Annotated in this window: 20 protein-coding genes and 1 tRNA gene; 18 read left to right on the top strand and 3 right to left on the bottom strand. The window is 68.7% G+C overall.

What is annotated here, in order from left to right:
* Positions 1-96 precede the first annotated feature (96 nt).
* Genes ACGFIM_RS13750 through ACGFIM_RS13740 form a run of 3 tightly spaced genes read left to right on the top strand, consistent with a single transcriptional unit; the run spans position 97 to position 3,197 of the window.
* Positions 97-1,368 (top strand): extracellular solute-binding protein, encoded by a 1,272-nt coding sequence (locus tag ACGFIM_RS13750; protein WP_393199825.1) that lies wholly within the window; start codon positions 97-99, stop codon positions 1,366-1,368.
* 60 nt (positions 1,369-1,428) lie between these two features.
* Complete coding sequence (locus ACGFIM_RS13745; protein ID WP_393199823.1) at positions 1,429-2,313, top strand: carbohydrate ABC transporter permease; 885 nt, start codon at positions 1,429-1,431, stop codon at positions 2,311-2,313.
* The gene (locus tag ACGFIM_RS13740) at positions 2,313-3,197 is read left to right on the top strand and encodes a carbohydrate ABC transporter permease (RefSeq protein WP_393199821.1); all 885 of its coding nucleotides are present in this window, start codon (positions 2,313-2,315) and stop codon (positions 3,195-3,197) included. Before ACGFIM_RS13745 ends, ACGFIM_RS13740 begins: the two co-directional genes overlap by 1 nt.
* 52 nt (positions 3,198-3,249) lie before the next feature.
* Here the strand turns inward: ACGFIM_RS13740 and ACGFIM_RS13735 are convergent, their stop codons facing one another.
* A complete protein-coding gene (locus ACGFIM_RS13735) occupies positions 3,250-3,993 on the bottom strand; it encodes a class I SAM-dependent methyltransferase (RefSeq protein WP_393199819.1) in 744 nt (247 codons plus the stop codon).
* A 125-nt stretch (positions 3,994-4,118) separates the two neighbouring features.
* Between ACGFIM_RS13735 and ACGFIM_RS13730 the strand changes: the two genes are divergently transcribed.
* The gene (locus ACGFIM_RS13730; RefSeq protein ID WP_393199817.1) at positions 4,119-4,658 is read left to right on the top strand and encodes an RNA polymerase sigma factor; all 540 of its coding nucleotides are present in this window, start codon (positions 4,119-4,121) and stop codon (positions 4,656-4,658) included.
* Positions 4,645-5,529 (top strand): hypothetical protein, encoded by an 885-nt coding sequence (locus tag ACGFIM_RS13725; RefSeq protein ID WP_393199815.1) that lies wholly within the window; start codon positions 4,645-4,647, stop codon positions 5,527-5,529. The genes ACGFIM_RS13730 and ACGFIM_RS13725 overlap by 14 nt, the downstream gene beginning before the upstream one ends.
* Here the strand turns inward: ACGFIM_RS13725 and ACGFIM_RS13720 are convergent.
* Positions 5,518-6,540 (bottom strand): adenosine deaminase, encoded by a 1,023-nt coding sequence (locus ACGFIM_RS13720; protein WP_393199813.1) that lies wholly within the window; start codon positions 6,538-6,540, stop codon positions 5,518-5,520. The genes ACGFIM_RS13725 and ACGFIM_RS13720 overlap by 12 nt on opposite strands.
* 18 nt (positions 6,541-6,558) lie before the next feature.
* On the opposite strand from ACGFIM_RS13720, the gene ACGFIM_RS13715 reads away from it, so the two are divergent.
* Together ACGFIM_RS13715 and ACGFIM_RS13710 are read left to right on the top strand one after the other, a co-directional pair.
* Positions 6,559-7,218 (top strand): hypothetical protein, encoded by a 660-nt coding sequence (locus ACGFIM_RS13715; RefSeq protein WP_393199811.1) that lies wholly within the window; start codon positions 6,559-6,561, stop codon positions 7,216-7,218.
* A 53-nt stretch (positions 7,219-7,271) separates the two neighbouring features.
* A complete protein-coding gene (locus tag ACGFIM_RS13710; RefSeq protein ID WP_393199809.1) occupies positions 7,272-7,775 on the top strand; it encodes a hypothetical protein in 504 nt (167 codons plus the stop codon).
* Between the two features lie 81 nt (positions 7,776-7,856).
* Here the strand turns inward: ACGFIM_RS13710 and ACGFIM_RS13705 are convergent, their stop codons facing one another.
* Positions 7,857-9,065: a pyridoxal phosphate-dependent aminotransferase gene (locus tag ACGFIM_RS13705; protein ID WP_393199807.1), complete on the bottom strand. Its 1,209-nt coding sequence runs from the start codon at positions 9,063-9,065 to the stop codon at positions 7,857-7,859.
* Positions 9,066-9,233: 168 nt separating this feature from the next.
* On the opposite strand from ACGFIM_RS13705, the gene ACGFIM_RS13700 reads away from it, so the two are divergent.
* From ACGFIM_RS13700 to rpoB, 11 genes are all read left to right on the top strand, one after another.
* Positions 9,234-9,306 (top strand) — tRNA-Trp (locus ACGFIM_RS13700).
* Positions 9,307-9,384: 78 nt separating this feature from the next.
* Positions 9,385-9,630, top strand: coding sequence for a preprotein translocase subunit SecE (secE, locus tag ACGFIM_RS13695; RefSeq protein WP_393199804.1), 246 nt, complete (start codon positions 9,385-9,387; stop codon positions 9,628-9,630).
* Positions 9,631-9,697: 67 nt separating this feature from the next.
* Positions 9,698-10,462: a transcription termination/antitermination protein NusG gene (gene nusG / locus ACGFIM_RS13690; protein WP_393199802.1), complete on the top strand. Its 765-nt coding sequence runs from the start codon at positions 9,698-9,700 to the stop codon at positions 10,460-10,462.
* 118 nt (positions 10,463-10,580) lie between these two features.
* On the top strand, positions 10,581-11,012 hold the full coding sequence (gene rplK / locus ACGFIM_RS13685; RefSeq protein WP_393199800.1) for a 50S ribosomal protein L11: 432 nt from the start codon (positions 10,581-10,583) through the stop codon (positions 11,010-11,012).
* Positions 11,013-11,075: 63 nt separating this feature from the next.
* A complete protein-coding gene (gene rplA / locus ACGFIM_RS13680) occupies positions 11,076-11,795 on the top strand; it encodes a 50S ribosomal protein L1 (protein ID WP_393199798.1) in 720 nt (239 codons plus the stop codon).
* 258 nt (positions 11,796-12,053) lie between these two features.
* Positions 12,054-12,878: an LppX_LprAFG lipoprotein gene (locus ACGFIM_RS13675; protein WP_393199796.1), complete on the top strand. Its 825-nt coding sequence runs from the start codon at positions 12,054-12,056 to the stop codon at positions 12,876-12,878.
* Between the two features lie 236 nt (positions 12,879-13,114).
* Positions 13,115-13,639, top strand: coding sequence for a 50S ribosomal protein L10 (rplJ, locus tag ACGFIM_RS13670; RefSeq protein ID WP_393199794.1), 525 nt, complete (start codon positions 13,115-13,117; stop codon positions 13,637-13,639).
* Positions 13,640-13,711: 72 nt separating this feature from the next.
* Positions 13,712-14,110, top strand: coding sequence for a 50S ribosomal protein L7/L12 (rplL, locus tag ACGFIM_RS13665; RefSeq protein ID WP_364068701.1), 399 nt, complete (start codon positions 13,712-13,714; stop codon positions 14,108-14,110).
* 946 nt (positions 14,111-15,056) lie between these two features.
* Positions 15,057-15,557, top strand: coding sequence for a hypothetical protein (locus ACGFIM_RS13660; RefSeq protein ID WP_393199792.1), 501 nt, complete (start codon positions 15,057-15,059; stop codon positions 15,555-15,557).
* A complete protein-coding gene (locus ACGFIM_RS13655) occupies positions 15,554-16,051 on the top strand; it encodes a hypothetical protein (protein WP_393199790.1) in 498 nt (165 codons plus the stop codon). The genes ACGFIM_RS13660 and ACGFIM_RS13655 overlap by 4 nt, the downstream gene beginning before the upstream one ends.
* Positions 16,052-16,496: 445 nt before the next feature.
* Positions 16,497-19,555, top strand: a 3,059-nt coding sequence (rpoB, locus tag ACGFIM_RS13650) for a DNA-directed RNA polymerase subunit beta (protein ID WP_393199788.1), incomplete at its 3' end; no start/stop codon positions are given.

The following is a 19,555-nucleotide window of genomic DNA, read 5'->3' as shown; positions in this document are numbered from 1 at the left end:
TGACTCGCGTGCCACATCCCCCTGGGCTGGGCCGGCCGAACTGGTACGGACCAGCCGGACCCGTCCGGCGAGTAGGACGAGAAGGCGGTATCTGCAGTGAACATCAAGCTTGTGGGCGGCGCCGCTCTCGGCATCGCGACCATGCTGGTCCTGTCCAGTTGCGGTGGCGGCGCCGACGGCGGAGGAGGCGACTCCCAGGCGAGCGACGGCCAGGTCACGCTGAAGATGGTCGCCGCCGACTACGGCGACGGTCCCGGCAAGCCGAACTCGGGCGAGAACTTCTGGAAGGGCGTCGTGGACGAGTTCCAGGCGGCCAACCCGAACATCAAGGTCGACGTCCAGGTCATCAACTGGAACGACATCGACAAGCAGGTCGCCACCATGATCCAGAACGGTCAGGTGCCCGACATCCTGCAGACCGGCGACTACTCGGGCTTCGTCAAGGACGGCCTGCTCTACAAGGTGGACGAGGTCCTGTCGCCCGAGGTCTCCGGCGACCTGCTGGAGAAGTTCGCCGAGTTCGGGAAGGTGGACGGCACCGCGTACGGCATCCCGTTCGTCTCCTCGGCCCGCGCGCTGTTCTACAACAAGGACCTGTTCGACAAGGCCAAGATCGCCGAGCCGCCGAAAACCTGGGACGAGCTGAAGGCCGCCGCCGAGAAGCTCAAGGCCGTCGGCGTCACCCAGCCGTTCGGCCTGCCGCTCGGCCAGGAGGAGGCCCAGGCCGAGTCGTTCCTGTGGATGCTGGGCAACGGCGGCGGCTACAAGGACGACTCCGGCAAGTGGGCGATCGACTCCCCGCAGAACGTCGAGACGTTCACCTACCTCAAGGGCCTGGTCGACGCCGGCCTGACCACCCCCAACCCGGGCACCAAGGACCGCAAGACGGTCTGGGAGGACTTCGGCGCGGGCAAGGTCGGCATGGTCAACGGCGGCCCCATGTCCATCCCGATCTTCGACGCGGCCGGGCTGAAGAACTACGGCGTCGCGCCCATCCCGGGCAAGAACGGCCCGCTCGACACCACGCTCGGCGTCATGGACTGGATCATGGCGTTCAACAAGAACGGCCACGCCGCCGAGATCAAGAAGTTCTTCGACTTCTTCTTCACCGGCGACGCCGCGCAGAAGATCTCCGACACCTACAAACTGCTGCCCGTCACCAACAGCGGCATCCAGAAGCTGTCCGGCGACGAGAAGCTCAAGCCGTTCCTCGACGCCCTGCCCAACGCCAGCTTCTACCCCTTCCAGGACCCCGCGTGGGCCGAGGTGAACCCGGCCATCAAGCAGACCATCGGCGGCGCCGTCAAGGACGACCCCGCCAAGGTCCTCGGTGAGCTGCAGAAGACCGCCGAGTCGGCCGCGGGCTGATCCAGCAGGACACGGTACGGCCGGCGCGTCGCCGGCCGTACCGTCCTGGAAAGGTGACTGATGAGAAGGTTGCGCGCCCTCGAACCCCTCGCATGGGTCGGGCCCGCCATCGTGCTGATCGCCCTGGTCGTGCTCTGGCCCGTGATCGAGATGATCAGGTCGTCGTTCCTCGAGATCAGCCGTCTGGGCGTGGTACGCGGCTCCGCCGGGTTCGCGAACTACGACAAGCTCTTCGCCGAGAAGGACTTCGCGGACATCATGGTCCGCAGCGTCATCTGGGTGGTCGCGGTCGTCGCGCTCACCGTGCTGGTCTCGCTCGCCCTGGCCCAGCTGTTCAACCAGCGCTTCCCACTGCGCAAGGTCGCCCGCTGGGCGCTCATCGCGCCGTGGGCCGCCTCGGTGCTGATGACCGCGATCATCTTCAAATGGATGCTCGACCCAGAGGTCGGCGTGATCAACCAGATCCGGCTGAAACTCGGGCTGATCGACGCGATGGGCGGGGCCTCGGCCGACCAGCTCGGTGACGCCTCGACCGCCATGCCGTGGCTGATCTTCGTCGCGGTGTTCGTGTCGGTGCCGTTCACCACGTACGCGCTGCTCGCCGGCCTGGCCACCATCCCGGCGGACGTCTACGAGGCCGCCAAGATGGACGGAGCAGGACGGCTGCGGACGTACTGGTCGATCACGCTGCCGCTGCTGCGCCCCGCGCTCACCGTGGCCACGCTGATCAACGTCATGAACGTCTTCAACAGCTTCCCGATCATCTGGGCCATGACACACGGGCAGCCCGGCTACTCCACCGCCACCTCGACGATCTTCATGTACATCCTCAAGGGCTCCGACATCGGCGAGTCCGCCGCCATGTCCGTGGTCAACTTCGGCATGGTCATCGTGCTCACCGTGATCTTCCTGCGGGTGTCGCGGTGGAACAGGGAGGTGGCGTGATGGCCGTCGAGACCGCGCCGGCCCCGGTCGAGCGGCGCGCCCAGACCCGCACCGTACGCGGGCCGAACAGCGTGCCGCGCCTCAAGACCGTCCTCATCGCGGCCACCGCGTACGTCGTCGCGTTCATCTTCCTGTTCCCGTACGTGGTCATGCTGCTGACCTCGCTGCGCTCGCAGGAGTCGCTGCGCGATGTGACGTTCTGGCCCGAGGAATGGGTGTGGAGCAACCTCACCGGGTTCTGGGGCAGCGGCCTGGCCGGGAACCTCTGGGTGACGATCAAGGTGGCCGCCGGTGCGACGCTGCTCGTGCTGCTCGTCGCGCTGCCCGCCGCGTACTACACCGCGCGCCACCGCTTCCGCGGCCGCACCGCGTTCCTGATCCTCGTGCTCATCACGCAGATGTTCCAGCCCACCGCCATGGTGGTAGGCATCTACCGCGAGTTCTTCCAGTTCGGGCTGGTGGACTCGATCTGGGCGCTGATCCTCGTCAACGGCGGGTTCAACCTCGCCTTCGCGGTGTGGATCCTGAACGCCTACTTCTCCTCGATCCCGCGCGAGCTGGAAGAGGCGGCGTTCATCGACGGCAACGGCCGCTTCGGCGCGCTGTTCCGGATCACGCTGCCGCTGGCCATGCCCGGCGTCATCACCGCGCTGATCTTCACGTTCATCGCCGCGTGGAACGAGTTCGTGGTCGCGCTCACGCTCACCACGAGCCCCGAGAACCAGCCGCTGCCCGTGGCGCTCAACTCGTTCATCGGGCAGTACCAGGTGGACTGGCAGAACCTGTTCGCCGGTTCGGTGATCGCCACCATCCCGGTGATCATCCTGTTCGCTCTCATCGAGCGGAAGGTGGTCGGCGGCCTGACCGCCGGCTCCATCAAGTAGACCCGCCAGGCCGCCCCAGGGCACCCGAAAGGGGGCGGCCTGACGTCTCGGCTCAGCTCTTCGGGACGGGCACGCGGGCCACGCAGAACACCGTCTGGCCGAACGGCGGGCGTACGAACCGCTCGATCAGCCGCGTCATCGGCACCACCGTGCGGTCGTAGATCTTCACCAGCCGGGGGTCGGGGTAGCCGACGCCGCCCCGGCGCACCGCGACCCACCAGGCGATGCCGCCCAGGAAGTTGATCGGCTTGAGCACCTCGACGTCGAGCCCGGCCTTGGCGACCGTGGTGGCCAGCGTCTTCGGCGTGTAGCGCTGCACGTGGCCCACCTTGCGGTCGAAGTCGCCGTACAGCTGCATGTAGCCGGGCACCCAGATGACGATGCGCCCGCCCGGCAGCGTCACCCGCGCCAGCGAGCGCAGCGCCTCGGCGTCGTCCTCGATGTGCTCCAGGACGTTCATCATGACGACCGTGTCGACCTTGTCCTGCAGCGGGATGTCGGTCGGCAGGCCGAACTGCAGGACCTCGACGTCGTCGCGGGCGGCGAACCGCTTTTCGAGCTGCTCGACGCAGTAGGGGTCGAAGTCGCTGACCACGAGCCGGTCGAGCCGCGGCAGGAACTGCTCGGCGAAGTGCCCCAGGCCCGAGCCGATCTCCAGCATCGAACGCCCGACGTACGGGGCGACCATGTCGAACTCGTACTGCCGGTAGTTCTTGGCCTCGTCCCCACCCAGGTGGTTCTCCAGGGCCTCGTCACCGGCCGCCGGTTGCACTACACGGTCATACCCAGAAGACATAATCCCGTTCCTTCGAGGGGCACACGGATTGCCAGAGTCTAATGCCCGCGCCGGTCACCAGGATGACACGATCAGCGAAACTCCCTTCCCACCTCGGCCCGTGATGCGGTGGAATCCGAGACGGCATGGACGACGACGAGGCGATCGCCCGTTCGCTCAAGGGAGACCTGGCCGCCTACGAGGTGCTGGTCGCCCGCTACAGCACGCTCGCCCACCGCACGGCCGCCATGCTCGGCGCGGGCGACGAGGCAGAGGACGTCGTGCAGGAGGCGTTCGTCAAGGCGTTCCGCCATCTGGCCGGCTTCCGCCTCGGCGCGCCGTTCAAACCCTGGCTGCTGCGCATCGTAGCCAATGAGACGCACAACCTCACCCGCGCGCGCGGACGCAGGAGCGACCTCGCCCTGAGGCTGTCCGCCGGTGCCGTGACGCGCGCGCCCGACGACCCCGAAGGCGCCGCCATCGCCACCGACCGCCGCACCCGGCTGCTCGCCGCCGTCCGCTCCCTGCCTGATCGGGAACGTCAGGCCGTCGTCTGCCGGTACTTCTTACAGCTGAGCGAGGCGGAGACCGCGCAGGTGCTCGACTGGCCCATCGGCACCGTCAAGTCCAGCACCCACCGGGGGCTGGCCCGGCTGAGGGAGGAGGTGGGCGATGAGCTCGCGTGACCCGCACGAGGGCGACGAGCCGGACGCGCGGCGCGACGGGCGCGACGGGCGCGACGAGCGTGCGGAGTACGAGGCGATCGAGGCCGAGCTGCGCGCGCTCGGCGACCTCCTCGGTGACCTCCTTGATCCCCCGGCCCCGGCGCCTGCCGACGTCGCCGCCGCCGTCCGCGCCCGCCTCGCCGCGCCCACCCCGGACGCCGGCTCTCAGGCGGATGCCCCCGGGGGCTCGGGACGTGGCGGTCCGGGAGAGACGCCGGAGCCGGCCGAGCGGCGGCACGTGCCGGAGAGGCGGCGGCGGAGGCGGCCGGCGCGGTGGAAGGTCGCGGTCGCCGTGGTCGCGGCCGTCGCCGCCCTGGTCGCGGCCACCCCGCAGGGGCGGGCGGCGGTGGAGCGCGTGCTCCGGTACGCCGGAATCGAGCTGCGGATGCAGGACACCACGCCGCCGCCGGTCACCACGACGGCGCCGCTGCCGGGCGAGCACACGGTCGCGCCCCCTGACGTGCCGCGCCTGGCGAGGACCCCGGCCGCGCTCGGCCCGCCGCAGCGGACCACGGTGAGCGACGGCGGCCGGGTCGTGTCGATGTTCTGGCCGGGCGGGATCAGGCTCGACCAGTTCGACGGCACCATGGACCCGATCATCTTCAAGAAGCTCGGTCCGCCGTACCCGGACTACGCCGAGGTCGGCGGGCGCACCGCGTGGTGGATCAAGGGTGAGCACCCGCTCGGCTACATCAAGCGCGCGGACGGCACCGAGGTGCCGCTGCGCCAGGCCGGGCCCACCCTCATCTGGCAGCACGGCATCCTCACCCTCCGCCTCGAAGGGCTGGAGAGCAAGGAGGAGGCCATCAGGATCGCGGAGTCACTCGGGTGAGCCGGCCAGCCAGTCGTCCACGCCCTTGAGCAGCTCCTTGCGCACCGACTCCGGGGCGGTCGAGGAGCGGATGGACTGGCGGGCCAGCTCGGCCACCTCCGCGTCGGAGAACTCGTAGACCTCCCTGGCCAGCTCGTACTGGCGCAGCAGCCGCGTGCCGAACAGCAGCGGGTCGTCGGCGCCCAGCGCGATCGGCACCCCCGCGTCGAACAGCTTGCGCAGCGGCACGTCCTTGGGCTCCTCGGCGACGCCGAGCCCGACGTTCGAGGTGGGGCAGATCTCGCAGCAGATCTGCCGGTCGGCGAGGCGCTGCATCAGCCGCTCGTCCTCGGCGGCGCGCACGCCGTGGCCGACCCGGTCGGCGCCCAGGTCGTCCACGCACTGGGCGACGCTGCGCGGCCCCATCAGCTCGCCGCCGTGGGGCACCGACAGCAGACCGGCGCGCTTGGCGATGCGGAAGGCCCGCTCGAACTCGCGCGCCTGGCCGCGCCGCTCGTCGTTGGACAGGCCGAAGCCGACGACGTTCTTGCCGGTGTACTGGGAGGCCAGGCGGGCCAGGGTGTTGGCGTCGAGCGGGTGGCGGGTGCGGTTGGCGGCCACGATCACCGCGATGCCGATGCCGGCATGTGCGGCGGCCTGGTCCACCGCGTCCAGCATCAGCTCCAGCGTGGCCGTCAGCCCGCCGAAGCGCTGCGCGTAACCCGACGGGTCCACCTGGATCTCCAGCCACTGGCAGCCCGCCGCCACCTCGTCCTCGGCGGTCTCGCGCAGCAGCCGGTAGACGTGCTCCGGCTTGGTCAGCACGGATCTGGCGATGTCGTAGAGCCGCTGGAACCTGAACCAGCCCCGCTCGTCGGTGGCCCGCAGCTTGGGCGGCCAGTCCTGCTCCAGCGCGTCGGGGAGATGCATCCCTTGCTCCCTGGCCAGCTCGATGAGCGTGGCATGCCGCATCGAACCGGTGAAGTGCAGGTGCAAGTGGGCCTTGGGAAGCGCGTGCAGAGGCCGTGGCATTGGCATATCTTGCCACCGGTGCGAGTGTGGGGGAGCCGGGATTCCGAGTCGGGTGGCCGGGCGGGCGCGATCAGTGACGCGGGCCGTCCCGTACGCACGCCATCACCGCGCGAGGTCGGGCAAGCCGGGCGCGGAGCCCTCGCGGCGCTCTCCTTCGCGGCGGCCGCGCTGGCCATCTACGCGATCTTCTCGTCGGGGTTCGGGCGCGTTCCGCGCGCCGCGGTACCCGCCTTCGAGCCCCTGCCCGTCCCCGCGCCGCCTCCGGCCACGGCTCCGCCCCCGGCGGGCTCGCCGGCGGTTCCAGGGCCCGCTGAGACGGTCGCGGTCGTCTCCGAGCGGCTGTGGCTCACGTACCTGCCGGGCGGCCTCGTACGGATCGGCGGCGACGGCGGCACCGCGCGCTTCGCCTCGGCGGCCGGCGGGTTCGTCGAGGCCCGCGTGACGCGGGGCGCGGCGGCTGCGGACTGGGGGCGGTTCCGCGGCGCGCTCGCGGTGCGCGACGCCCGCCCCACCGCCGTGCGCGGCAGGCCCGCGGTGGCCGGCAGGCACCCGCAGGGCGGAAGGATGATCGCCTGGCTGGAACGTCCGGGCACCGGCGTGTCGATCCGGGTCAGCGAGTCGCTGAGCCGCGAGCTGCTCGCCCTTGCCGCCTCCATCAGGGCTGCTGTAGGAGACTAAAGACCTTTACCCCGGTCCACCCAGGTCATCAGTCACGTCAAGGGGGGGTGTCGATGCGGCGGCCGGCTGCGGTGCTTCTCGCACTCTCGCTCGCGTCGTGCGGCGTCGGCGGCGCGCCTCCCGTGGCGTCGCCGTCCACCACCCCGCCCGCGCCCAAGCCGGAGCTCACCGCCAGGTACGGCACCGTCCTCTCCTGCGACGGCCCCGGCATCCGGCTGCCGGAGTCGCCGGCGGGGCTCAGCCCCGCGGGCACGTTCACCCACCTCGACTCGCTGCGCCGCCCGCTCAAGGTGCGCGGCCGCATCTGGAGCGACAACGACGAGCGGCTGTACGTCGGCGTGGTCTGCGGCCCCCGCACGGCCGAGCAGTTCGTCACGATCGTCGCGCAGGCCACGCTCACCCTGTACGGCGGCAAGCCCGCCCTGCGCTGGACCACGCGGACGGGCGTGCGCTGCTTCATGTGGCTGGAGAGGCCGGGCACCGCCGTCTACATCGGCGCCACACCCGGCCTCAGCAGCGAGATCAGGCCGATCGCCGCCGACATCACGGCGGGCTGACCCGGTGGCGCGGCGGGGCCCCCGAAGCGCGGGGCCCGGGGCGCGTCGCCCGCCTGCGCTGCGGCCGGGCGCCCGTCGTGCTCAGCGGGCCTCGGAGAGGAGCTTGCCGAGGCGGCTGACGCCCTCGACGAGGTCGGAGTCGCCCAGCGCGTACGACAGCCGGAAGTAGCCGGGCGTGCCGAACGCCTCACCGGGGACCACCGCCACCTCGGCCTCCTCCAGGATCACCTCGGCCAGCTCGCTCGACGACCGCGGCCGCCGCCCGCGCAGCTCCTTGCCGATCAGCTCCTTGACCGAGGGATATGCGTAGAAGGCCCCCTTAGGTTCCGGGCACAACACGCCCGGGATCTCGTTGAGCATCTTGACCATCGTCTGCCGCCGCCGGTCGAAGGCCGCCCGCATCTCCGCCACCGCGGAAAGGTCGCCGGAGACCGCCGCGAGCGCCGCCATCTGGGCCACGTTGGAGACGTTGGAGGTGGCGTGCGACTGCAGGTTGGTGGCCGCCTTGACGACGTCCGAAGGCCCGATCAGCCAGCCGACCCGCCAGCCCGTCATCGCGTACGTCTTGGCCACGCCGTTGAGGATCACGACCTGGTCGCCCAGCTCGGGGACGGCCGTGGCGATGCTGGTGAACTCGGCGTCGCCGTACACGAGGTGCTCGTAGATCTCGTCGGTGACCACCCACAGCCCGTGCTCGGCCGCCCAGCGCCCGATCTCCACCGTCTGCTCGCGCGAGTAGACCGCGCCCGTCGGGTTGGACGGCGAGACGAACAGCAGCACCTTCGTCCGCTCGGTGCGCGCCGCCTCCAGCTGCTCGACGGTCGCGAGGTAGCCGGTGGACTCGTCGGTCACGACGTCGACCTGGACGCCGCCCGCCAGCTTGATCGCCTCGGGGTAGGTCGTCCAGTAGGGGGCGACGACCAGCACCTCGTCGCCCGGGTCGAGCAGCGTCGCGAACGCCTCGTAGACCGCCTGCTTGCCGCCGTTGGTGACCAGCACCTGCGACGGCTCGACGGAGTAGCCGGAGTCGCGGCGCGTCTTCTCGGCGATCGCCTTCTTCAGCTCGGGCAGACCGCCGGCCGGGGTGTACTTGTGGAAGCGCGGATCGCGGGCCGCCGCCACCGCGGCCTCGACGATGTAGCCGGGCGTCGGGAAGTCGGGCTCGCCCGCGCCGAAGCCGATGACGGGCCGCCCGGCCGCCTTCATCGCCTTCGCCTTGGCGTCCACGGCGAGCGTGGCGGACTCGGAAATCGCGGAAATTCTCGCGGAGATGCGGGGTCGGGTGGACATGCGTCCATGGTCCCACGGGGCCGCCACACCCACGTGACCTGGGGGATCAGGTTTTGGTTCGACGTGGCGGGCAATGACCCGTATGCTTTCGCCTGGTCCTTCCGCCGCATGTCGGCGAGCGGTTCGGTCCAGGCAGTGAGTCGATCAGGGTAATCTGGTCTACGACATAGGGCACTGGCGCAATTGGTAGCGCACCGGTCTCCAAAACCGGCGGTTGGGGGTTCGAGTCCCTCGTGCCCTGCGAGTGCGGTCCGCGCAATAATGGCGTGTAAGAGCGCGCCGCAAAACTGCGTTGGATACGACTGATCAGGTGAGGACTGTGGCGATCGACACGCGCGGCGAGACCGCAGGCAAGCCGAGCGGCGAGAAGAAGACCCGCACTTCTCCTGCCCTCTTCTATCGGCAGGTCATCAACGAGCTGCGCAAGGTCATCTGGCCGACTCGTAAGGATCTCGTCACCTACACCACGGTCGTTCTGGTTTTCGTGCTGATCATGGTCGCGATCGTGTACGGGCTCGACAGCGCCCTGGGATGGGCGGTCCTCCGCGTTTTCGGCGGATCCTGACCGAAGACTTCGCCGGTGATCGCCTGACGGAGTCGCCATTCGAAACCACGAAAGAGGAAGAGTCACCGTGTCCGAGTCTTCAGTTCCGGCCGGCGAGTCCCGCGAAGAGTGGGACGGCGAGCTGGAAGAGGCCACCGAGGAGCCTGCTGCGGCGGCGTCCGAGGAGGCCGAGGTCGAGGAGAGCGACGAGGCGGCTGACGAAGAGGCCGCCGCCGTCGAGGACGGTTCGGTTCTTCCCGACGTCGACCCCGTTGAGGAGTTCAAGGAGTCGCTGCGCGGGCTGCCCGGCGAGTGGTACGTCATCCACTCCTACGCCGGCTACGAAAACCGCGTGAAGTCCAACATCGAGAGCCGCAACGTGTCGCTCAACATGGAGGACTACATCTACCAGGTCGAGGTGCCCACGCACACCGTCCAGGAGTTCAAGAGCGGCAAGAAGGTCCCGGTCAAGGAGCGCGTGCTGCCCGGCTACGTCCTGGTGCGCATGGAGCTCACCGACGAGTCCTGGGCCGCCGTCCGCAACACGCCCGGCGTGACCGGCTTCGTCGGACTGTCCAACAAGCCGAGCCCGCTGAGCCTCGACGAGGTCGCCAAGCTGCTGGCGCCCGAGCCGACCGAGGAGACGAAGAAGGCCACCACCAAGGCCGCCGCCGGCCCGGCCGTCGAGTTCGAGATCGGCGAGTCCGTCACCGTCATGGACGGCCCGTTCGCCACGCTGCCCGCCTCGGTGAGCGAGATCAGCCCCGAGCAGCAGAAGCTCAAGGTGCTCGTGTCGATCTTCGGCCGCGAGACTCCCGTGGAGCTCTCCTTCAACCAGGTCTCGAAGATCTGAGACCATCACATACACTTAGACGTTCGGTCGGCCGCCTCTCGCGAAGGGCGGCCGCCGACATGTCAGGGGCGCAACCGCGACCCTGACGGCATCGCAATCAGGACCCGGAGAAGGACACATGCCTCCGAAGAAGAAAATCGCCGCACTGGTGAAGGTCCAGCTCCCCGCTGGCCAGGCCACCCCGGCGCCGCCGGTGGGTACCGCCCTCGGTCCTCACGGCGTCAACATCATGGACTTCGTCAAGCAGTACAACGCCGCGACGGAGTCCCAGCGGGGCAACATCATCCCCGTTGAGATCACGATCTACGAGGACCGCAGCTTCAGCTTCATCACGAAGACGCCGCCGGCCCCCGAGCTGATCAAGAAGGCCCTGGGCATCGAGAAGGGCAGCTCCGTGCCGCACCGCGACAAGGTGGGCAAGCTCACCCGCGAGCAGCTGCGCAGCATCGCCGAGACCAAGATGCCCGACCTCAACGCCAACGACATCGAGGCGGCCGAGAAGATCATCGCCGGCACCGCCCGGTCGATGGGCATCACGATCGCCGAGTAAGACCTTCCCAGACGTCGTGGGAGGGCCGTTGAGACACGGCCCGCACACCACAAGGAGTTCCACATGAAGCGCAGCAAGGCGTACAAGGACGTCGCGGCGAAAATCGACCGCGACAAGCTCTACACGCCCGCCGAGGCCGCGAAGCTCGCCAAGGAGACGTCGACCACGAAGTTCGACGCCACCGTCGAGGTCGCGCTCCGGCTGGGTGTCGACCCTCGTAAGGCCGACCAGATCGTGCGCGGCACGGTCAACCTCCCGCACGGCACCGGTAAGACCGCCCGGGTCCTGGTCTTCGCGACCGGTGACCGTGCCGAGGCGGCCCGCGAGGCCGGCGCCGACATCGTCGGCGCCGACGAGCTGATCGACGAGATCTCCAAGGGCAACCGCCTCAACGAGTTCGACGCCGTCGTGGCCACGCCCGACCTCATGGGCAAGGTCGGCCGCCTCGGTCGCGTGCTCGGCCCGCGTGGTCTCATGCCCAACCCCAAGACCGGCACCGTGACGCCCGACGTCGCCAAGGCCGTGTCCGACATCAAGGGCGGCAAGATCGAGTTCCGCACCGACCGGCAGGCCAACCTGCACTTCATCATCGGCAAGACGTCGTTCGGCGAGCGCCAGCTCGTGGAGAACTACGCCGCCGCCCTCGATGAGGTGCTGCGTCTCAAGCCGTCGGCGGCCAAGGGCCGTTACCTGAAGAAGGTCACCTTCTCCACCACGATGGGGCCGGGTGTTCCCGTCGACCCCAACATCACGCGCGGCATCACGGCCGAGCTGGACAGCTGAGTTTCGGCTTCTCCGAGCGCCCCCGTCCGAGTCTCCGGGCGGGGGCGCTCGCGTTTTCCGTACGGGTTCGCGCAGGTGGTCGCGGGGCATGCCGTACGTGTGAAGAGAAGCCGCCTGTCCGGCGTGTGCGAGGGGAGAAAGCGCTCGCCGGAGGAATGCGCGGGAAGCGTGCAGCGGATGTGAGGGATAACCCTGGGTTTTCCCCTATTTGCCGGGGGAAGCCGCCATATCGGCGAAGCCGAACGTAGGGTCAAGGACATGCTGAAGCGCACGATGAGTATGACCGCGGCCGGGGCCGCACTGGTGGTGGCCGCGGTCGCCGGTTGTGGATCGAACGCCCAGCCCATTCAGGTCAACCTGGCCGCGGCCGAGGTGCTCACCCAGGCCGCGCAGAAGACCGCGGAGGTCACGAGCTACACGGTCGACGCCGTGGTGAACCTGACGCACCCCCACGAGGGCAGCGGCACGGTCCAGGGCCGCATGCTCTACCAGAGCAAACCGCAGCTCGCCGCCGACGTCACCCTCGACACCCTCGACTTCGGGCAGCGCAGCGTGCCCGGCGGTGTCCGCGCCGTGCTGCAGGGCGACACCGTCTACGTGAAGGTCGAGGCGCTCAAGGAGCTCGTAGGCGCCACCAAGCCGTGGATCAAGGTCCCGCTCAAGGAGGCGGACGGCGGCTCCGGTGAGATCGACGAGCTGCTCTCGCGCGTCCAGCAGTTCGACCTCGCCCACGTGACCCGGCTCGTCACGGCCTCGCAGGACGTCAAGGCCGCCGGCAACGAGACCGTCAACGGCGAGGACACCACCCACTACACCGGCACGTTCCCGGTGGATGCGGCCGTCCAGCAGCTTCCCGCCGACGAGCAGGAGCGGGCCCGCGAGCACCTGGCCGAGCTGAAGGACGTCAAGTTCGACATCTGGGTGGCGGCCGACGGCCTGCCCCGCAAGCTCGCCATGAACGGTGCCAAGGACGGCGCGAGCCTCGACGCGACCCTGTTCTTCAAGGGCTTCAACGAGCCTGTGAGCATTCAGGCGCCGCCCGCCGACCAGATCGGCGAACTGCCTCGCGGCACCACCAACTGAGAACGATTTGGAAACTCGGCGGCCAGCACGTACTCTGGTCGTTGCCGAAGACCGCCGGTCGTCGTCAGATGCCTAAATCTGGCGACCGAAGGATCCACATCATGTGGACGGCCCGCGCAGGTGTGTGATGCGAGTTTCCCACATGGTCGATCCGTGTGCGTGAGCCCCGTGCGCCCTGCGCCGGGGCTGTTCTCATGTCGGGGGCCTTCGCCGGTGGCACACCTGGAAGGAGGCCCATGGCGAGGGCGGATAAGGCGACAGCGGTTGCCGAGCTCAAGCGCGAGTTCGAGGGCAGCGCCGCCGCCGTTCTGACCGAGTACCGCGGTCTCACCGTCGCTCAGCTCAAGGAGCTGCGCACCACTCTCGGTGAGAATGCGAAGTTCGCCGTGGCGAAGAACACCCTGACCAAGATTGCGGCCAACGAGGCCGGCGTTTCGGGCCTCGACAGCCTGCTCACCGGTCCGACCGCGATCGCGTTCGTCAACGGCGACGTTGTCGAGGCGGCCAAGGGTCTGCGTGACTTCGCCAAGGCCAATCCCCTCCTGGTGATCAAGGGTGGCGTTCTCGAGGGCAAGACGCTCGACGCCACCGAGATCACCAAGCTTGCCGATCTCGAATCCCGCGAGGTTCTCCTCGCGAAGCTTGCCGGTGCCTTGAAGGCCAAGCAGAGCGCCGCTGCCGCGATGTTCGCCGCTCTGCCCACGCAGATGGCTCAGCTGGCCGAGGCCCTGCGCGCCAAGCGCGAAGAGGCGGGCGAGTAGCACGGGGGTTGCCGCAGGACACCGCGGTCCCGTTACCAGTTTTCAAGCAGTTCCTAGCGTAAGGAAACCATCATGGCGAAGCTCAGCACCGACGAGCTGCTCGACGCTTTCAAGGAGATGACCCTCCTCGAGCTGTCCGAGTTCGTGAAGGTCTTCGAGGAGACCTTCGACGTCAAGGCCGCCGCCCCGGTCGCGGTCGCCGCTGCCGCTCCGGCCGCCGGCGCCGCCGGCGGTGAGGCCGCCGCCGCCGAGGAGCAGGACGAGTTCGAGGTCATCCTCGAGGCCGCCGGCGACAAGAAGATCCAGGTCATCAAGGAGATCCGCGCCCTCACGTCCCTGGGCCTCAAGGAGGCCAAGGACCTGGTCGACGGTGCTCCGAAGCCGGTCTTCGACGGCAAGGTCAACAAGGAGCAGGCGGAGAAGGCCAAGGCTGCCCTCGAGGGCGCCGGCGCCACCGTGACCGTGAAGTAACTTCCCCTTCGCTTCACGCACAGCTCAACGAAAAGAGGCGGACACACCCTGGTGCCGGGTGTGCCGCCTCTTTTCGCGTTTCCGGAGACGTTCACCGGGGCGCCGGTCGGTCCGATGGTGTGGTGGCGCATCGCCGCTTCCCAGCGTGCGCGTCTGGCGACGTTCGCTGGGGGTGCCGGTCGGTTCGGTGGTGCGTCGCCGCTTATCGGCCTGCTCGGTGTCACGGCCGGCACCGGCTCCTGGAGCTGGACGAGCTGCGTGGCGTGCCTCAGCAGGAGATCGCCCGGCTGCTCCGCCCGAGCCTGCACGCGCTCGCCGGGCAGGAGCCCGCCGGCCAGGACACGTGACGGCCCGCCCGCCGGGACCCGCGAAAAGCCGCCGGGCGGGATGGCGACGTCGGTCCGGCGGACTCCTGAAACCGGCCGGGTGGCTCGTGCGATGACCGCCCGGTGACAAGGTGCTGGAACAGGTCTCACTTCGATGGGCCGTCGTGACCGTGAAGGCGGTGGCGCGGCCATCGCAGGCGGCGGCGCGGGCCGCCGTTCCCCGAGCACGCCCTGCGACCGGAAAGCGGCGGGGGCGCTCACGCTGCCCCCGGGCGCGGGTCGGTGCGGTCACGGCTCTGCTCGCTGCGACGTCCCTGACCGTGGGCGCGTGCGTCGAGCGGGGGTCGGACGCCTCGCCTGGTGCTCCAGGCCGCTGAAGAGCCCGTAGGCCGCCGCGAAGCCCGCAGGTCACTAACCAGGTCGCCTGAGGGCGGCAGAAGGCTTCTGGGGGCTTCACAGGGCCTCTGGGTGGCATTTGCGGGGGATAGGGATGCCCTGACCGTTTCGTCCCTGAGAGCGGGGCTCTCCGGCGTCACCAACCGCCTCTGTCGTTTGGAGGGATTCTGCGGCGGGTGTCGCGTTATGATCCGGCAGCGGCCGGCCGGGAGGGGAGTGAGCAGGTGGCAGGACTCGGTGCTCGGCCCGCCCGGATCATCATCGCGGCGCTCAGCGGGGTGCTGGCGGTCCTGGTCGGCACGGGCGTGTGGATCGCCGCCCAGGCGCGCGACGAGCAGGGCAGGGCGGGCGACAGGCGGGCGGTGCTCATCGCGGCGGGCGAGCACGCCAAGAGCCTCATGTCGCTCGACCACAAGAGCGTGGACGCCGACCTGCGCCGCATACTCGACACCTCCACGGGCGAGGCGCGCGAGGAGTACGAGGCCAACGCCGCCAAGCTCAAGACCACCACGATCGAGAACAAGGTCGTCCAGCAGGGCGTGCTGCGCGCGACCGGCCTGGTCTCGATGACCGCGAACACGGCCCGGGTGCTGGTGGTGGCCGACGTGGAGATCCGCTGGGAGGACTCGCGCAGCAAGCCTCAGGAGCGCTACTACCGCTGGCAGATGGACCTGGCGAAGACCGGCGGGCGGTGGCTGGTGTCGAAGGTGGTGCAGGTGCCGTGAGGATCTTCGCGATCGTGCTGCTCAGCCTGCTGGTGGCCGTGGGCGCGGTGCTCGTGCCGACGATGTGGTTCAACCTGCGCGACCTGCGCGACGCCGAGGCGTCCGCGGTGGCGGCCGTGGCCGCGGCCAAGAAGCTCGCGCCCGACCTGCTCTCGTACGACTACCGCACGGTCGAGGAGGACCTGGCGCGCGCGGGCAGGCTCACGACGGGCGAGCTGACCGAGCAGTACAAGGAGCTGGCCAAGACCCTCGTCTCCCGGGCGAAAGAGCAGAAGATCGTGCAGAACGTGTCCGTGGCGGCGGCCGGGGTGGAGCGCGCCGAGCCCGGCAGGGTAGAGGTTCTGCTCTTCGTGAACACCGGTACGGTCAAGGAGATCCCCGGCAAAGAAGGACCGCAGCAAGAGTTCACCCAGAACCGGGCGAGGTTCGTCATGGTCCGGCAAGATTCGCGCTGGCTGGTGGCGGGCCTGTCCACGCTGCTGGGCACCGCCTGAGGCCGCGGAGATCCCCGGCGTGCCACTACCTTCAATTGTTATTAAAGTTCAGGTTTAGCGCAGCCGTTGGCAGGGGTACCTCAGTCACAGCAACACCGGTTGTCGGCATGGGTTCGCACCCCGGTGTGACAGAGCGTTAACCGCCCCCGATCGCGGGTATCGTCTTGGGCCTGGCGGTAGGCGATCAGTCACACAGGGGAGAAAACCCAGCGTCCGGGCCCTGAGTCGGCTAAAAGTCGGGCTTGCGGGCTTGACGTTTCCGCCTGAACGGGCGATGCTGCGACCAACGTGGAGCATGCAGCGAGGGCGAAGTGGACAGGCGTGTGCCGTTCGGCTACACTGCCCCTTTGCGCTGCCCTTTGACGACCCGCGATGCTTGCTCACGTTGCGAGGTTGTCTGGCGTGCGTGTAGTCAGTCCGCCGCGAGCCCTCGGAAGGACATCTGTTGGCAGCCTCGCGCAACGCCTCCGCCGTACCCGCCGGTCCCCGTCGCGTCTCTTTCGCGCGCATTCAGGAGCCCCTCGAGGTTCCTGACCTCCTTGCTCTGCAGACCGAGTCCTTCGACTGGCTGCTCGGCAACGAGAAGTGGAAAGCCCGGGTAGAGGCGGCTCGTCAGGCCGGGCGCAAGGACGTCCCGACCCAGTCGGGTCTCGAAGAGATCTTCGAAGAGATCAGTCCTATCGAGGACTTCTCGGGGACCATGTCCTTGTCGTTCCGTGATCACCGGTTCGAGCCGCCGAAGTACTCCGTAGATGAGTGCAAAGAGAAGGACATGACCTTCTCCGCCCCGATGTTCGTCACGGCGGAGTTCATCAATAACACCACCGGTGAGATCAAGAGCCAGACGGTGTTCATGGGCGACTTCCCGCTCATGACGCCCAAGGGCACCTTCATCATCAACGGCACCGAGCGTGTCGTGGTGTCCCAGCTCGTCCGTTCGCCCGGTGTCTACTTCGAACGGACTGTCGACAAGACGTCCGACAAGGACCTCTACGGCTGCAAGGTCATCCCGTCGCGGGGTGCGTGGCTGGAGTTCGAGATCGACAAGCGCGACAGCGTCGGTGTGCGCATCGACCGCAAGCGCAAGCAGGCCGTCACCGTGCTTCTCAAGGCTCTGGGATGGACCAACGAGCAGATCCTCGAGCGCTTCGGCCAGTACGAGTCGATGCGGGCCACCCTGGAGAAGGACCACACGGCCGGCCAGGACGACGCGCTGCTCGACATCTACCGCAAGCTGCGTCCGGGTGAGCCGCCGACCAAGGAGTCGGCGCAGACCCTGCTGGAAAACCTTTACTTCAACCCCAAGCGCTACGACCTGGCCAAGGTCGGCCGCTACAAGATCAACAAGAAGCTGGGCGTCGACGCCGACATCACCCAGGGCACGCTGACCGAGGACGACATCGTCGCCACGATCGAGTACATCGTGCGCCTGCACGCCGGCGAGGAGACCATGCCGGGCGCCAACGGCGACGTCCTCGTCGAGGTGGACGACATCGACCACTTCGGCAACCGCCGCCTGCGCAGCGTCGGCGAGCTGATCCAGAACCAGGTGCGCCTGGGCCTCGCCCGCATGGAGCGGGTCGTGCGCGAGCGCATGACCACCCAGGACGTCGAGGCGATCACGCCGCAGACCCTGATCAACATCCGCCCCGTGGTGGCCTCGATCAAGGAGTTCTTCGGCACCTCGCAGCTGTCGCAGTTCATGGACCAGACCAACCCGCTGGCCGGCCTGACGCACAAGCGGCGTCTGTCCGCGCTGGGCCCCGGTGGTCTGTCGCGTGAGCGTGCGGGCTTCGAGGTCCGTGACGTGCACCCGTCCCACTACGGCCGGATGTGCCCGATCGAGACCCCTGAAGGTCCCAACATCGGCCTCATCGGCTCGCTGGCCTCCTACGGCCGGATCAACGCCTTCGGCTTCGTCGAGACGCCGTACCGCAAGGTCGTCGACGGCAAGGTGACCGACCAGATCGACTACCTCACCGCCGACGAGGAGGACCGCTACGTCAAGGCGCAGGCCAACACGGCGCTCAACCCCGACGGCTCGTTCGCCGAGGCCCGCGTCCTGGTCCGCACCAAGGGCGGTGAGACCGAGCTGGCCCGCGCCGAGGAGGTCGACTACATCGACGTCTCGCCGCGCCAGATGGTGTCGGTGGCCACCGCGATGATCCCGTTCCTCGAGCACGACGACGCCAACCGCGCGCTCATGGGCTCCAACATGCAGCGCCAGTCGGTGCCGCTGCTCAAGAGCGAGGCGCCGCTGGTCGGCACCGGCATGGAGTACCGTGCCGCGACCGACGCGGGCGACGTCATCAGCGCGGAGAAGGCCGGCGTGGTCGAGGAGGTCTCGGCCGACTACATCACGGTCATGAACGACGACGGCACGCGGACGACGTACCGCGTGGCGAAGTTCAAGCGCTCCAACCAGGGCACGAGCTTCAACCAGAAGCCGATCGTCTCCGAGGGCGACCGGGTCGAGGTCAACCAGGTCATCGCCGACGGTCCTTGCACTGACAACGGCGAGATGGCGCTGGGCAAGAACCTCCTGGTGGCGTTCATGCCGTGGGAGGGCCACAACTACGAGGACGCGATCATCCTGTCCCAGCGCCTGGTGCAGGACGACGTGCTCTCCTCGATCCACATCGAGGAGCACGAGGTCGACGCCCGCGACACCAAGCTGGGCCCCGAGGAGATCACCCGCGACATCCCCAACGTCTCCGAGGAGGTGCTGGCCGACCTCGACGAGCGCGGCATCATCCGCATCGGCGCCGAGGTCGTGCCCGGTGACATCCTGGTCGGCAAGGTCACCCCGAAGGGTGAGACCGAGCTGACCCCGGAGGAGCGGCTGCTGCGCGCGATCTTCGGTGAGAAGGCCCGCGAGGTGCGCGACACCTCGCTGAAGGTGCCGCACGGCGAGCAGGGCAAGGTCATCGCGGTCCGCGTGTTCTCGCGCGAGGAGGGCGACGAGCTGCCGCCCGGTGTCAACGAGCTGGTGCGCGTCTACGTCGCGCAGAAGCGTAAGATCACCGACGGTGACAAGCTGGCCGGCCGGCACGGCAACAAGGGCGTCATCTCCAAGATCCTCCCGGTCGAGGACATGCCGTTCCTCGAGGACGGCACCCCGGTCGACATCATCCTCAACCCGCTGGGCGTTCCCGGCCGTATGAACGTCGGCCAGGTCCTGGAGACACATCTGGGCTGGATCGCCGCCAGAGGCTGGGACATCTCCGGAGTCCAGGAGGCGTGGGCCGAGCGCCTGCGCGAGAAGGGCTTCGAGAAGGTGGAGCCGCGCACCAACGTGGCCACGCCGGTCTTCGACGGCGCCCACGAGGAGGAGATCGTCGGCCTGCTCGAGAACACCATCCCCAACCGCGACGGCCAGCGCATGGTCGAGCCGACGGGTAAGGCGCAACTGTTCGACGGGCGTTCCGGCGAGCCGTTCCCCTACCCGATCGCGGTGGGCTACATCTACATCCTGAAGCTGCTGCACCTGGTGGACGACAAGAT

Origin of the sequence: Nonomuraea sp. NPDC049309 (assembly GCF_043196965.1) — a bacterium.
In the GTDB taxonomy this organism is placed as follows: Bacteria; Actinomycetota; Actinomycetes; order Streptosporangiales; family Streptosporangiaceae; genus Nonomuraea; species Nonomuraea fastidiosa.
This window is presented reverse-complemented; position numbering and strand designations above follow the sequence as displayed.